Genomic DNA, 14907 nt, shown 5'->3' on the forward strand with positions numbered 1-14907 from the left:
TTCTTTAATACACTTTTGTATGGATTACTTGTTTCCATATGCTTTTAAAAATTCTAGGTAGGGATTTTGCCAATTATAATCGCTGCTGCACGTTCTAGGGTGCCAAGAAATAGAAATTGCGGCATTTTTACATGACATCGCCTTAGCCACAACAGTTTTTGCCTGGTCGAAAACATCAATACTTGAGTTGTCCGCATAATCGAATAGATTAGAATCCATAACTACCTGCGGTAAAACCCAATAATCAAATGGTCTATTTTCTTTGTGATTCCAAGGGCGGTACCTACTGGCAACTCCCGCTCTAAATCCCACCTGATCATTCCATCCAATTGTAGAATCCTGCTTAAATAATTCTTGATGCACAAAAGGAGTGATTTGCTCGGTATAATTTAACCAATGCTGCCTCGTTTTGGTTACCGGTATTCCCAATGCGTGTTCCAAAATCTCCTTTTCTGCTTTTAACAGCGATGGATTTTCTGCACTAGCAAAACTACCATGCAAACCAATTTCCCATCCATCCTGGTGCATAGCCTTTAACTGATCTTGAAGCCTCTTATTGGTGCTTATTTGATAAGATGGGTCTATTAACCAACTTCTAAATCCTTTATTTTTTGGTGCGTCGGCGTAAACATAAAACACCGAATTAACTCCATACTCGCGCTCTTTTTCTAGCCAATAATTAAAACACCAATAACTAGGCGTTTGTGTTAGAAACCTAAATGCCCTTGCCGCTTTTGAACCGGCCTTTTTAAAGTTTGGAAGTGCCTTAACCGCATTAAATGCATTAAAAACGGATTGCTTAAGCCTGAGCTGGATTGTTTTTTTTATGTAATCTAAATCGTGAGAAAACTCAATATTTGGCTTGGCACCTGGCTTAAATTGCAGAGATGGATAATGAGTTGTAAGAAGCTCCTCCAGCCAGTCAAAAATTAAATTGACACTTGGAGTTAAATACCTTTGACCATTGTTGTCTGGATGCAAATTTCTGTAACTTCTTACCCTTTTACCAGATAGCTCGGCATCGTATTCTTCCTTTCTGGAAAGATGCAAAAACGCATTCCAAAATAAATCCCATTCTCCTTTAGCTTCATATCCAAAAAAACCACGAGAATGTTCTTTCATGCCACTGGGAAACCTTGCATGGGCATGACAGGGTATATTTAAAAATGAAGATTCGGAATTCCGCACACCATAAAAAACACATGGTATTGCCTCTTCTTTAGATGGGAGATCCTCAACTATTTTAATTTCAAAATCGGCGGATTGTATTCTCGAAAATTCTTCGAGAACATAATTGAGCCAAGGCCAATTATGCGATTCAGATACTACAAATAGTGTGTTATTATGCGTCATGGAAATTTTGAAGCCAGAGCTCAACATTTAAAGCTCCCCAGATATCTCTGCTAAATTTACTGGATTCGTCAATTTGTTTTAGCAATCCGTCCACATCAAAAATTCCGCGAGACCTTGCCTTTTGGGAATCGAAAATATCTTTCACAAAACCTTTGAGATCTCCGGTTTGCATCCATTCATTAAAAGGAACTGGGAAGCCCATTTTATCTTTTCGCTCTACAATCTCTTTAGGCAATATGTTTTTAACTGCCTCAATTAGCATATGCTTTGTTTTACCTCCAGAAAATTTCATGGTTGGAGGCATTTGAGTGGCCAATTCAACGATTCTTCGATCTAACAAAGGAACCCTTGATTCTAATGAAACTGCCATACTCATCCTATCTTCTACTTGCAACAAGGTTGGAAGTAAAGTCTTCATGTCGAAGTAGGTCATTTTATTGAAAAAGGATGACGATGCAGCCCCGTTAAACACCTCTTGAAAATTCCCAAAGATTTGCTCCTCGTTTCTTCCAGCTAAAAACTCACCCTGATAAATCTTATGTAAGCTCGGAGATCGATCTACCAGATGAAAATACCTGTGATCCATATCCTCAAAAAGTCCAGATGAAAATTGACTCTTTATCATAGGCACATATTGCCTTAATGATGGGAGATTGGCTATAATGGAATTTAAGGTTACTACGTGCTGTCCTTCCTCTTGCGTTTCGAAAATAGCTCCCTTTAAACACTGCTCTAAATAGGCTACCGCATAGCGTGTATACCCTCCAAAGATTTCATCTCCTCCTTGCCCACCTAATACCACTTTTACATGGTCGGAAGCCAGCTTAGACACCATGTATTGAGGAAATAATCCAGGTCCTCCGCCTGGTTCATCCATATGGTAAATAAGCTTGGATATGTTATCTATAAAATCGCTGGCATTGGGAAAAATCTCTTTGTGATCGCTTTTTATTTTTTGGCTTACAATGCGAGCAAAATTACTCTCATCATAGGGCCCGTTGTCTTTAAAACCTCCGGTAAAAGTTTTTAACTCCCCATAATAATTCTTTGCCGCCATAACAGCTATGGTACTAGAGTCTATCCCTCCACTTAAGTAGGCCCCAACAGGAACGTCAGATCTTACCTGAATGGATAGGGAGTTTTCTATGAGCATCAATAGCTCATCAGCATATTCATCCTTGGACTTCTCGGTATTAACACGGTAAGAAGCATCCCAATATTTCTTTAACTCAGTAATCTCCCCACGGCCATTCACTCTCATGTAGTGGCCAGGTTCTAACTTTTTCACCCCTCCAAAAAGGGTGCTTTCCCTTAAAACAAACTGAAAAGTTAAATACTCGTATAAGGCCTGGTGGTTTATTTCCTTCTTGTATTCTGGATATTGTAGGATGGATTTTATTTCAGATCCAAACACAAAATGGTCTTTGCTTTGGTGATAATAAAAAGGTTTAACTCCAAAATGATCCCTTGCAATAAAAGTCTCTTTAGATTGGGTGTCGTAAATGGCAAAAGCAAACATTCCGTTTACCAGATTCAACATATCCGCGCCCCTATCTAAATAGGTGTACAACAAAACCTCTGTATCCGAATAGGTTTTAAGCTTAAAGCCCTTTGATATTAAACCCTGTCTTAATTCAACGTAGTTGTATATCTCCCCGTTGAAAACAATTACATATCTGCCATCTGCAGAGTAAAAGGGTTGGGCGCCATTATCGATATCAATAATTGCCAACCTCCTATGCCCCAAGGCTATATGCTCATCAACAAATTTCCCACTACCATCAGGACCACGATGCTCAATTACTTGCATCATGGATTCTACAATCTGGTGCTTACTTTCTGTATTGTGTTGAGATATAAACCCGGTAATTCCGCACATTTAGATGGATATTTTAGATGCCGTTTTTGTTTTTAATGCCCCGAGGTTAAACTCCTCACAAGCTTTTTCTCTGTCGGATCTGTACAATTTATTTAATCCCTTGTATTGTCTTTTCCAGCCTCCAAACGGCCAATGATACAAGATAGCCATGGTAAAATAACCCAAGGTAGTAATGGAGCTTACCATTTTACTTTCGCTCTCCTTCATGTCATACCTTAGTACAAAAGGCACCTCAGCAAAGCGACATCCCAGAATATTTAATTTTACAATTACCTCTAAGGTTGCTGTAAATCCTAACCCCCGGAGTTGAACAAAGTTATTTCCAAAGATTCTAATAGAATCTTTAATTACTGGAGCTCTGTACCCTCTAAAACCACAAGAATAATCCTTTACACCTTTAATATTGAACATGAATTTCATGAACATATTAGCCGCTTTACTAATGGTTTTTCGGTAGGTATTTAGTCCTTTTTGATCACCACCAGGTTGGAATCGAGACGTATTTACAACATCATATCCTTCTAGGATCTTATTGTAAATATCAACTATGTATTTGGGGTCGTGGGTATCATCCCCCTCCACTCTTATAATAACATCTTCGTCATCGCAAATAGAGGCAATGTACTCAAAACCATCTCTTTCCGTTTCTCCCAAACCACGATTAATTGGGTGGGTTAAAACAGTTAATTGGTTTGACGGATCATTAGCAAAATCCTCCAAAATTTCAGCTGTGCTATCGGTGGAACCGTCGTTTACAACCACCATTCGGTAATCCAATTGGTGTTTCTGTAATTCCGTTTTAATCTTTGGAAGAAGTTTCGGAAGAGACAATTCCTCGTTATAGGCAGGTAGCAATAAATATATCATCGTGGAAGGATTACTTTTTTTTGAGGCTCAAATGTATCATAAAACCCAGTTTTCTGTGCAGCAACCTATGCAGAAAGCGTGGTAGTGGAATGGGTAGCGCGCGAGCTGGAAAAAAGAATAAATGTAATTTCTCAACCTCAAAATACGGCGCCACCATATCAATAAACTCTTGTTTGGAGTAGGATTTACCAATTGGATTATCAGCACCATCATAAAGGCGTGTTATTTCATCGGTATTCCCCTCGTTAAATATGGATTCTCTTCCTCTTCCTTTTAGTCCAGCTCCTAATTTGTGAAGCAACTTTCCTATCCACGAAATGGAAGACCAATTTCTAACAAAAAAATTCTTGTAATAAACCGATATGCTTGCAGTAGCTCCTGGTTTTAACACCCTTGCAATTTCCTCAACGGTTTTTTCTGTATTTGGCGTATGATGAATAACTCCCTGACAATTTATGTGATCAAAAAAGTTGCTCTCGTAGGTCATCGCCTCGGCATTTTGCTGGGCCAAAATAGAGTCCACTTCGTAGGTATCAAGTCGTTTACGAGTAACATCGAGTGCATTTTGCGTTAAATCTGCACTATGCATTTCTCCAACCTTCCTTTTTTGTGCAATTTCGATGGTCCAAAAGCCAACACCACAACCCAAATCCAGTACTCTTTTATTCTCTAGGTCTTTTGGAATATAGAGCTCATCCTCAAAATTTCCAGCAAAAACATCGTCGTAATACACTTCCTTGTGATGCTCGAAAAAGGCTTTACTCCCTGGCTCAAATTGAGATTCCCCTGTAAAGAGAGGATTATTTTCCCAAAACGACTTTACGTCATCTATGGTTTTCGACATTATTTTCTTGGATTTACAGCAGCTGGGCTTCTTTTTAAAACAATCGCCAAAGATATCTTTTTGATCTGCTTAAGGGAAGTATTTACAGGCAAAAGCGCCTTAAAACTTTTTCTATCTTGCCCTCCCAAATAAGGAAGAGCTTCCAACGAACATTAATTTACTGCCGAATGGATACCATTTTAGTACTTGCACCCCATCCCGACGATGGTGAATTTGGACTAGGCGCAACATTGCATCGTTTTGCTCAAGAAGGCAAAAATGTCTTTTATGCTGCGTTTTCTCCATGCATTGCTTCGGTGCCAGATGGATTTCCTAAGGATATTTTGTACAAAGAGCTTGGTGATGCTACGGGAAAACTGAGAATCCCCAAGGAAAACCTTATCACCTTTGATTGTGCGGTACGAAATTTCCCAGCAATTAGGCAGGATATTTTGGAAAGCTTGGTTAAGCTTAATCGCCAACTTAAGCCAGATTTGGTTTTTATGCCAAACAGTAAAGACTTACATCAAGATCATCAAGTAATTCATAACGAAGGCCTCAGGGCTTTTAAAAAAACTAGAATTCTAGGCTACGAACTTCCATGGAACGATGTGGCATTTGATAATCGTTTTTACATTAAAGTTACCGAGGAGAATTTAACTGCAAAAACGGAGGCCATCGCTTGCTACAAAAGTCAAGGATTTAGACCTTACACCTCAAAGTCCTTCTTTAGAAGCTTAGCGCAAATGCGAGGAATGCAAGCTGGAGAAGACCTTGCGGAAGCCTTTGAGCCTATTCGCTGGAAATACTAAGTAGTCGTTCCTTCTGAGCTGCAGAAAATCTACCTAGATTAATATCCTGTAACGCCCAGTGATCGGGATATGCAATAAGGTCAATCAATTTTTTATCCGGGTTAAATACCACCAGGGAGGTCCTATTCGAATCAATTGCAATAAACACCTCTTTACTGGGTAAGTACACCGAGTTTTGTATCCATTCAAGTTTTTCTAGGCCATCATGTTTACCCGGGATTCCGTCAAAAACGAATTGCTTTAGGGTCTCACCTTTTCGCAACCATACCGCTCCACCCCCTGTATTAGTGGCCATATAGGTGTTTTCTTCGATGCGCTTACCTCCATGAGGTTTAACTAATCCGGTAAAGACAATTTCTGATTTGGTTGGATTTTTTCGGTCAATTTTTCTTACCTCACCACGGTGAAACATGGTAATTAGAAAATGATCACCTCCATCCCATTCCGAGGAATTTATAAATGCTGCTCTCATTGCGGTAGGCAACACTTGCGATATGGGATCCTTTATAAGTTTTACGGGAAGTCCGTCACTAGAAAAGGCTTCATCCCTAGTTAAAAGAAAGGAGCTACCATCACTTGGATTTTTACCGGTATTAAATCCATTTTCCCAAGCAAACCACTCAAATTCCGCCTTACTTAACTCCTTAATTTTATATGTAAAAAGACAATCAAATCCTGATGAGGAAACCAAAACCTCAGTACCCTCATCATTAAAGTTCACAGTATGGATATAGCTAAACCAAGGGTTTTTAATTTCCTGTGCATTCCCAATTTCATCTAAAAGATAAATGGTGTTTTCTGAGGATACTGCAGCAAAAGGAGCTTTAAAATCAATTCCTCTTGGCTCTTTCACCTTAGTTAAGATTTCGCTTTCTACGAGCTTGCCACCCGCCAATTTTAATTGGGCAATACCACCTAAACCAGCAGGACGACGTTCTACACTACCAGATCTCCCGCTTTTATTGGATTGCGATGCGATGTAACGCTTTCTAATTTCATCTAGATTAAAGCTTTTTATGGTGGCCCCTAAATCTATTTCTCCATAAAAACTATGGTCCACCTTAAAATCCTTTAAATAAATTGTTTCCATTCCTACAGCGTATTAATTACCTCAACTAGTTTTTTGGTTTGCTCCGATCTACTAAAACCAAAAACCGCATCGGTATTTTCCTTTTCAAGGCTTCCGTCTCTATGGTGATTATATAAGTCTAAAATTAGCTGCTCAATTGCTTCCGTATCTGAATAATCGAACATGGTGCCCCTTTCAGCTTCTGAAATAATTTTAGCTGCATCGCCCCTTGGTGGCCCAATTGCCACTATAGGGGTGCCAGAAGCCAAATACTCAAATATTTTTCCGGTTAATATGTATCTATTGCTATCTGTTCTCGGAATAATAAATAACAAGGCTGTGGCGGCTCGCATTCTTGTGGTAGCCTCATTATGGGAAACAAACCCCTCTAATTCTAGATTATTTCCGAGCCCTCTAGCCTTTATATCCTCCAATACTTGAGGGTGAACATTCCCCGTTAACGCAATTTGCAGGTCCTTTTTAAACTGACTATTCTCCTTGCAAATTTTCTCTAAGACAACCCAAAGTTCTGGACAGTTTTGGTTGGGCTTAAAATTCCCAGTATATGCCAAAACAAACTTTCCGGTATTGGTTCCAGAATCCCTAGCGGATAAATCCATATCCGAAGGGTCAAAACCGTTGTAAACGATATCTACTTTTTTACCTGTATATGACAAGTCTTCACCTAAACCTGGACTTATAGTAATTACTCGATCTGCCTTTTCTAAAACGGTTTGCTCCAGTCTAGCATCCTTCTTCTCGGTGCGTTTAGATCGAGGGAACATTTTATTGTAATAAATTTTGGTCCAAGGATCTCTAAAATCTACTATCCATTTTACCCCAAACTCTTTGGCTAGTTTTAATCCTATTAAATGAGTGGAATGAGGTGGCCCCGTGGTAATAATTGCGTCAAAACTCTGGTTTTTCAGCAATGCCCTTCCGGCCTTTATGGCGTAATTATTCCAACCCTTTCTGGCATCGGGAATGAAAAAATTGGCTCGAATAAACATGGCCAACCGCTGAAAAACAGATTTAGAATCTTTTATCCCGGTTAATCCAACTGAGATGGATTTTCCTTTTTTGCCTTGTAATCGATTGTATAATTCAAATGGATCCCAACTATCCGTTTTAATTACACGAACATCTGGGTGAATATCTTTGACAAGATTTTCATCCGTATTGGGGTAACTACCGTCTCTTACAGTAATAACCGTTGGCAGGATATTATTTTCCGGTAAAAACTTGGTAAACTTTAACCAACGTTGCACCCCCGGTCCAGAACCAGGGGGCCAGTAATATGTGAAAATTAAAACCTTCTTTGCCAAAGCAAGTACTAATTCGCCTTTTGATCCCTGTAAATTCCTGCACCTAAAAGCAATAGAATCAGGATAGATGCTGCAAGATTTATTTTATTTCCAGTGCTGTACATTTCCGGGTTGAACACAAATTTAATCTCGTGTTGGCCCTCCGGAACCTTCATTGCTCGTAGTATATAGTTGGCTCTAAAATGATCAACCTCAACACCGTCTATGTATGCTTTCCAACCTGGCTGATAATAGATTTCTGAGAATACCACCAATTGCTCTTTCTGAGCATTAAAACTATAGGTAAGCTCGTTTGGCAGATAGGAAGTAAGGCTAATACTAGCTGTACTATCCAATTGTGGGCTATATGCTTTTAATTCGGGGAAATCGCTCACATTCACAACCACCTCATTTCTTAGATCAGAAGCGTCTTCCTTAAGAGCGAGGATGGCATCATTAGGACTCGTAACTTCAATCAAGTTAGAGACCATCCAAGCATTTCCAAAACGTTCATTATTTGGAATGGCAATTAATCTACCCTCACGATTTTGAATAAAATACTTGGTGTTAAGCATGTTCAACACCTGAAAGTTGAGCCCACCTGCGTAATGAAAATCAATAATGTCTTGGTACCTTCTCAGCTTAGCACCGTGGTAACCTCCAATTGACTTATGATAAAAGGATGTATAGGAATCGTTAAAAGTACTTCTAGCCAAGTTTAAAACCCTGTAATTGGAGTTCAAATTGAGGATAGCAAACTTTATTTTTTCCTGCTCCAGTTGGCTTAGATTAGGTTTTTCAGCTCGTGCATTTTGTATAGCAACATTTATCTCCTGCGCCAACTGCGGGTTTTCTCTTAGCTCGGCTTGTAAGATTTGGTTGTCCGCCGCACTGGGTGGGGCTGGAACAACGGCCGACTCTTTTTTCTCCCAGTTTACGTATTGACCACGCTCCTTCTCGGTATTTAAATACCTTTTATTAACCGGCCATAAATCCGCTAAAATTAACACCCCAAGGCCAATAATAAATACGTACGACTTTTTGATTTGCCCCTTTAAGTACGCCATTACCAAAAAGGCTGCAAAAACTATAAAGGCTAAACTTCTAAGCACATCCGATTTAAAAATGCTAATCCTCACCTCTTTTAGGGCATCAATATAATTTTGAATTTGAACCGCATTGGCGCCATTAGAGGCACCTAAGAAATTTTGTTTTTCAGTTTCACTTAAGAAACTAAAGAAGGTGTCAGGAATTAGCCAAAACAGCAGCAATAATCCTAGCACCGCTCCGGATACCCCATAAAAAGTTTTCTTGTGGTCTTCCCAAGTAAATCGCTCTCTTAGCATTTTTTCTATCCCCATAAAGGCTAGTAGAGGAATAGTAAACTCGAGCAATGCCAGAATAATGGTAACCGCCCTAAACTTGTTATAGCCTGGGATAAAGTCCAAGAAAAAGTTTGTTAGGCCCATAAAATTCTTACCCCAGGAAAGGGCAAGAGCCAATACGGTAGAAATAATAATTACCCATTTTAGTCGCCCTTGTATCCAAAAGCAAGCAAGAAGAAAAAGGAATACCACAATTGCCCCAACATAAACCGGCCCAGAAGTAAAAGCTTGATTCCCCCAGTAGGAATTACTTTGAGCAATGGACTGTTGTAATGCTCTCGGTGCCTTTCTAACCGCCTTATTGTCCATTCCAATTGCTGAGGTAGCTCCCCCCTTTGCATTAGGTATAAGCAAGGTCCATGATTCTTGTAGCCCATAAGACCATTGAACCACATAGTCTCTATCCAGACCACTGGTTACGATATCCTCGTTAGATTCTCCGTTAGGTTTAATGGTTAAAACCGAACCACCTCTGGTTGTGGCCTTACTGTAGGTATAAGTATTGTATAATGACGCAAAATTTGCTGCTACTGCAAGTATGGTGGCTATAGCAGCAAATCCAACAGTCTTGGTGAAATTTGGAAAGGATTTATCCTTAACAACACCGTAAACCTTAAAGAGAGAATAAAAACCTAATAATATTCCGAGGTAATAAGTGATTTGAACGTGGTTACACCAAATTTCTAATGCCAGTGTTAAAGCGAAAAGACCTCCGTACAACAGCTTTTTATCCGACTTCCACAACTTATGAAATGCTCCAAAAACCAAGGGCATATACCCAATAGCATGTGCTTTAGAATTGTGCCCGGCTTCCAAAATCACAATAAAGTAGGTGGAAAACGCAAATCCAATAGCGCCTATAATAGACAGCTCATTCCGCCAGCCTAATAAAAGCCCCATCAGGTAAAAACTAATTAGGTACAAAAAGAACAATCGGGAGTTGTTGGGTATAAACAAGGTTAAGGCCTTATCTACAAATCGCAATGCGTGATCTGCATAAACGGTAGATATTTGAAAAACAGGCATTCCCCCAAACATGGAGTTGGTCCATAGACTTTGTTCCCCTGTGGTATTTCTGTGATGAACCACTTCGTGGGACATTCCCATGAAGTTTTTAATATCCCCCTGTTTTATTTTGTAACCATTAAACGCAGGGTAGAAAAAGGCAAATGTTAAGCCAAAAAAAATGGCCACAGCTAAAAGCGGGCCTTTTAATTTAGGTAGGATATTATTCATCGTTCTTGTCCTTTATTTCAATGTAATCGGCGTCCTCAATTTCAGTCTTACCGTAATTCGCCTTCCTGTTTTTTTTGGAAGTGGTGTTACCGGAATACTTCTTCTTAGACTGGTTATTAGAAGAAGAGGCTGCGTTATACAGCCTCCCCACAAATCTAATAATCAAATACCCTAAAACAATAAGGGCTATAGTTCTTAAGATTCCCATTAACGACTTAAGTAAAGGTTTCTTTCAGAGTAAATTTCTCTGAAGAAAGGATCTCTTAAATTGTCAATAAATCGAATTGCTTCACCTGTAGATTTCATCTCTGGACCTAATTCCTTATTTACATTAGGGAATTTATCAAAAGAGAAAACTGGTATTTTAATGGCGTATCCTTTCTTTCTTGGGTTGAATTTAAAGTCTGTTACTTTTTTCTCACCAAGCATAATTTTCGTTGCGTAATTAACGTAAGGCTCGTTATACGCCTTAGCAATGAAAGGAACTGTTCTAGATGCTCTTGGGTTAGCCTCAATGATATACACCTTATCGTCTTTAACGGCGAACTGAATGTTTATCAATCCAACTGTACTTAATGCTTTCGCAATTTTCCTAGTGTGATCCTCTATTTGGTGGATAACCAAGTCACCTAAATTGTATGGAGGCAATACCGCGTATGAATCTCCCGAGTGAATACCTGCAGGTTCTATGTGCTGCATTATTCCAAGGATATATACATTTTCACCATCACAAAGGGCATCGGCCTCTGCTTCCATTGCTCCATCCAAGAAGTGATCTAGAAGAATTTTGTTGTCTGGCATATCCCTCAGGATATTAACAACATGCTTTTCTAGTTCCTCCTCGTTGATTACAATTTTCATTTGCTGACCACCTAATACATAAGAAGGTCTAACTAGCAATGGGAAACCTAAATCTTTTGATAATTCAACCGCTTGCTCGGCGCTCTCTACAACTCCAAATTTCGGATAAGGAATGTCGTTTTCCTTTAACAATCTGGAGAAAGAACCACGATCCTCAGCTAAGTCTAGGGCTTCAAATGAAGTACCTAAAATCTTAATGCCATACCTAGAAAGCTTTTCAGCCAACTTTAGAGCTGTTTGTCCGCCAAGCTGTACAATTACCCCTTCTGGCTTTTCGTGTAGGATGATATCGTAAATATGCTCCCAGAAAACAGGCTCGAAATAAAGCTTATCTGCCGTATCAAAATCGGTTGAAACGGTTTCAGGGTTACAGTTGATCATGATGGTCTCATAACCACATTCCTTCGCTGCTAGCACCCCGTGAACACAACAATAATCGAACTCAATTCCCTGTCCAATTCTGTTTGGTCCAGAACCTAGGACAACAATTTTCTTTTTGTTAGTCGCTACAGATTCGTTCTCTTCCTCAAAAGTTGAGTAGTAATATGGAGTTTGCGCCTCAAATTCAGCGGCACAAGTATCAACCAACTTGTAAACACGCTTAATGCCAAGGTCATTTCTCTTTTTAAATACCTCAGACTCTAAACATCTTAGTAGATGTGCTATTTGTCTGTCGGCATACCCCTTTTGCTTTGCTTCTAGAAGCAAGTCTTTTGGAAGGGTTTCTAAAGTGAATTTTTCAATCTTGCGCTCTAACTGAATAAGTTCTTCGATTTGACGAAGGAACCAAGGATCAACCTTAGATTTTTCGTAAATCGTTTTCATTGGAATACCCAGTTTTATACCATCATAAAGGTGGAATAAACGGTTCCAACTTGGGTTTGCAAGCGACTCTAATATTTTATCTTGGTTGGTAAGCTCTTTTCCATCAGCTCCCAAACCATTTCTTTTAATCTCAAGAGACTGACAAGCCTTCTGAAGGGCTTCTTGGAAAGATCTACCTATCCCCATTACCTCACCCACAGATTTCATCTGCAATCCAAGGCTTCTGTCTGCACCGTGGAATTTATCAAAATTCCAACGAGGTATCTTTACGATTACGTAGTCTAAGGTAGGCTCAAAGAAAGCCGAAGTGGTTTTAGTAATTTGGTTGGATAACTCATCTAAATGGTATCCTATCGCCAATTTAGCTGCAATTTTCGCAATTGGATATCCAGTTGCCTTTGAAGCTAACGCAGATGAACGAGAAACCCTTGGGTTAATCTCAATTGCAATGATATCTTCCTTTTCGTCGTTACTTACGGCAAACTGTACGTTACAACCACCGGCAAAATTACCGATGCTGCGCATCATTTTTATCGCCATGTCGCGCATTCTCTGATATGTTTTATCAGAAAGCGTCATAGCTGGGGCAACAGTTATAGAGTCTCCAGTATGGATTCCCATTGGGTCCATGTTCTCGATAGAACAAATAATGGTAACGTTATCGTTATCATCACGCAGCAGCTCTAACTCGTACTCTTTCCAACCTAATACGGCCTTATCAATCATCACCTCGTGAATAGGTGAAAGGTGAAGTCCGCGAGTAAGTTGCTTTTCGAAATCCTCCTGGTTGTATACGATCGATGCTCCCGCACCTCCTAAGGTATATGAAGCTCTTATACAAAGTGGGAAACCAAATTTCTGAGCAACCTCTTTTCCTTCTAAGAAAGACTTTGCAGTTGCCTGTGGTGCCATACCAACCCCAATTTGCCCCATCAACTTTCTAAAGGCCTCACGGTTTTCGGTAATCTCAATGGCGTTGATGTCCACACCTATGATTCTAACCCCAAATTCTTCCCACAAGCCCATTTCCTGGCAATTAATGCACAGGTTCAATGCAGTTTGCCCTCCCATTGTTGGAAGAACCGCATCGATGTTGTGGTTTTTTAGGATTTTCTCAATAGATTGAGGCTCAAGTGGCTCAAGATAAACATGGTCTGCAACCACGTTATCAGTCATAATCGTCGCAGGATTAGAGTTGATAAGAATTACTTCTATCCCCTCTTCACGCAACGATCTTGCTGCTTGAGAACCTGAATAATCGAACTCACAGGCCTGTCCTATGACAATAGGCCCACTACCAATAATTAATACGGAACGGATGCTTTTATCTTTCGGCATGTAGCAGAACTAAGTTTACTTAAGTAAAATTGCCGCGAAGTTAGGGAGATTTGACAAACTCGACACAGATTTGGAGCAACAAGAATTAACAATCGATGGGTTCACCTTTTCCTATGTCAGGATTGGCAAGGGAAACAAAGGAATTATTTCTTTTAATGGATATGAAAAAACTGCAATAGATTTTGCGGAAAATCTACTTGAAACGGAATTTCCTCACCATTACACCATCCTTTGCGTTGATTTATTTTTTCATGGAAAAACGATTGTCCCGCAAAAAAGAGTGGAAAAAAATCAAATAACACCCTCAGAACTTCATGTATACATCCAAAAAATCCTAACAAAAGAAAATTTGGTTTTTCCTCACCTTTTCGGTTTTTCCATGGGAGGAAAAATAGCTTTGTCCTTATTTTCGTATCACCCAGAAGAGTATGGCAACTTATACCTTTTAGCACCAGAGGGACTGAAACCTATTTGGTGGTACGGTGCTTTAGCAAGTTTCCCGCCTTTTCGCTCCGTTTACAAGTACTATATCCACCACCCGTATTGGTATTTTTTCTGGATGGATCTAATTAAAAAAATTGGGCTACTATCTAAATCAGCAGTGGAGTTCGCTAATGAAAAAATGGCAACACCCGAAAGAAGAAAGTTTCTTTACGATGTATGGATGAGCATTAAAAAACTAAAACCAAGCTTTCCAAAGCTTCAAACTATACCCGCTTTAGAGGATAGAATACAAATTTTTGTAGGAAGTAAGGATCGAGTGGTAAGAGCAACTAAAGCTTATGAATTCTGTAAAAACCTTGGACTTAACCCTAAAAAGGTGGTTAAGGAATTCGATGCAGGACACAGCATTCTTAAGCCTCAGTATTTAAGAGAAATCCCAATCAAGTAGGTACAAACAAAAAAAGGCGCAACTACGTGCGCCCAAAACCTCACTTATGAAAATTAGCTATTATCTCTTGTGACGTCCTTCAGACGAAACAGAAACTTTTTTTCTTCCTTTTCTTCTACGAGCAGCTAAAACTTTTCTTCCGTTAGCCGTGCTCATACGCTCTCTAAAACCGTGCTTGTTTCTTCTCTTTCTCTTGGAAGGCTGATATGTACGTTTCGTTGACATTGCGATTCAAATTTCTGAAATGGGCGGCAAATATATAT

12 protein-coding genes are annotated in these 14907 nt (G+C 39.5%); 2 read left to right on the forward strand and 10 right to left on the reverse strand.

Annotated features, from left to right (window positions below; translation table 11 throughout):
- Positions 1-24 precede the first annotated feature (24 nt).
- The 4 genes from FRX97_RS05860 to FRX97_RS05875 are packed head-to-tail and all read right to left on the reverse strand — an operon-like array spanning position 25 to position 4943.
- A complete protein-coding gene (locus FRX97_RS05860) occupies positions 25-1353 on the reverse strand; it encodes a polysaccharide deacetylase family protein (protein ID WP_147014260.1) in 1329 nt (442 codons plus the stop codon).
- On the reverse strand, positions 1343-3232 hold the full coding sequence (asnB, locus tag FRX97_RS05865; protein WP_147014261.1) for an asparagine synthase (glutamine-hydrolyzing): 1890 nt from the start codon (positions 3230-3232) through the stop codon (positions 1343-1345). The genes FRX97_RS05860 and asnB overlap by 11 nt, the downstream gene beginning before the upstream one ends.
- Positions 3233-4099 (reverse strand): glycosyltransferase family 2 protein, encoded by an 867-nt coding sequence (locus tag FRX97_RS05870; RefSeq protein ID WP_147014262.1) that lies wholly within the window; start codon positions 4097-4099, stop codon positions 3233-3235.
- A 10-nt stretch (positions 4100-4109) separates the two neighbouring features.
- The gene (locus tag FRX97_RS05875) at positions 4110-4943 is read right to left on the reverse strand and encodes a class I SAM-dependent methyltransferase (RefSeq protein ID WP_147014263.1); all 834 of its coding nucleotides are present in this window, start codon (positions 4941-4943) and stop codon (positions 4110-4112) included.
- A 167-nt stretch (positions 4944-5110) separates the two neighbouring features.
- Between FRX97_RS05875 and FRX97_RS05880 the strand changes: the two genes are divergently transcribed.
- Positions 5111-5734 carry a PIG-L deacetylase family protein gene (locus tag FRX97_RS05880; RefSeq protein WP_147014264.1) on the forward strand — a complete coding sequence of 208 codons (624 nt, stop codon included), beginning with the start codon at positions 5111-5113 and terminating at the stop codon, positions 5732-5734.
- On the opposite strand, the gene FRX97_RS05885 is transcribed toward FRX97_RS05880, so the two are convergent.
- Genes FRX97_RS05885 through carB form a run of 5 tightly spaced genes read right to left on the reverse strand, consistent with a single transcriptional unit; the run spans position 5715 to position 13752 of the window.
- Positions 5715-6824, reverse strand: a complete 1110-nt coding sequence (locus tag FRX97_RS05885; protein WP_147014265.1) for a hypothetical protein — start codon at positions 6822-6824, stop codon at positions 5715-5717. The two genes, FRX97_RS05880 and FRX97_RS05885, sit on opposite strands and share 20 nt — an antisense overlap.
- A 2-nt stretch (positions 6825-6826) precedes the next feature.
- Positions 6827-8128: a glycosyltransferase family 4 protein gene (locus FRX97_RS05890; RefSeq protein WP_147014266.1), complete on the reverse strand. Its 1302-nt coding sequence runs from the start codon at positions 8126-8128 to the stop codon at positions 6827-6829.
- A gap of 8 nt (positions 8129-8136) precedes the next feature.
- On the reverse strand, positions 8137-10728 hold the full coding sequence (locus FRX97_RS05895; RefSeq protein WP_147014267.1) for a YfhO family protein: 2592 nt from the start codon (positions 10726-10728) through the stop codon (positions 8137-8139).
- Positions 10721-10936 carry a hypothetical protein gene (locus tag FRX97_RS05900; RefSeq protein ID WP_147014268.1) on the reverse strand — a complete coding sequence of 72 codons (216 nt, stop codon included), beginning with the start codon at positions 10934-10936 and terminating at the stop codon, positions 10721-10723. Before FRX97_RS05900 ends, FRX97_RS05895 begins: the two co-directional genes overlap by 8 nt.
- Entirely contained in the window at positions 10936-13752 is a 2817-nt protein-coding gene (gene carB / locus FRX97_RS05905) for a carbamoyl-phosphate synthase large subunit (protein WP_147014269.1), read from the reverse strand. Before carB ends, FRX97_RS05900 begins: the two co-directional genes overlap by 1 nt.
- 70 nt (positions 13753-13822) lie before the next feature.
- Here carB and FRX97_RS05910 point away from each other — a divergent pair, with 70 nt between their 5' ends.
- Positions 13823-14644, forward strand: a complete 822-nt coding sequence (locus FRX97_RS05910; protein ID WP_170227043.1) for an alpha/beta fold hydrolase — start codon at positions 13823-13825, stop codon at positions 14642-14644.
- Between the two features lie 60 nt (positions 14645-14704).
- Here the strand turns inward: FRX97_RS05910 and rpmH are convergent, their stop codons facing one another.
- On the reverse strand, positions 14705-14869 hold the full coding sequence (rpmH, locus tag FRX97_RS05915; protein WP_147014271.1) for a 50S ribosomal protein L34: 165 nt from the start codon (positions 14867-14869) through the stop codon (positions 14705-14707).
- Between the last annotated feature and the right edge of the window lie 38 nt (positions 14870-14907).

Source organism: Luteibaculum oceani (assembly GCF_007995015.1).
In the GTDB taxonomy this organism is placed as follows: domain Bacteria; phylum Bacteroidota; class Bacteroidia; order Flavobacteriales_D; family Luteibaculaceae; genus Luteibaculum; species Luteibaculum oceani.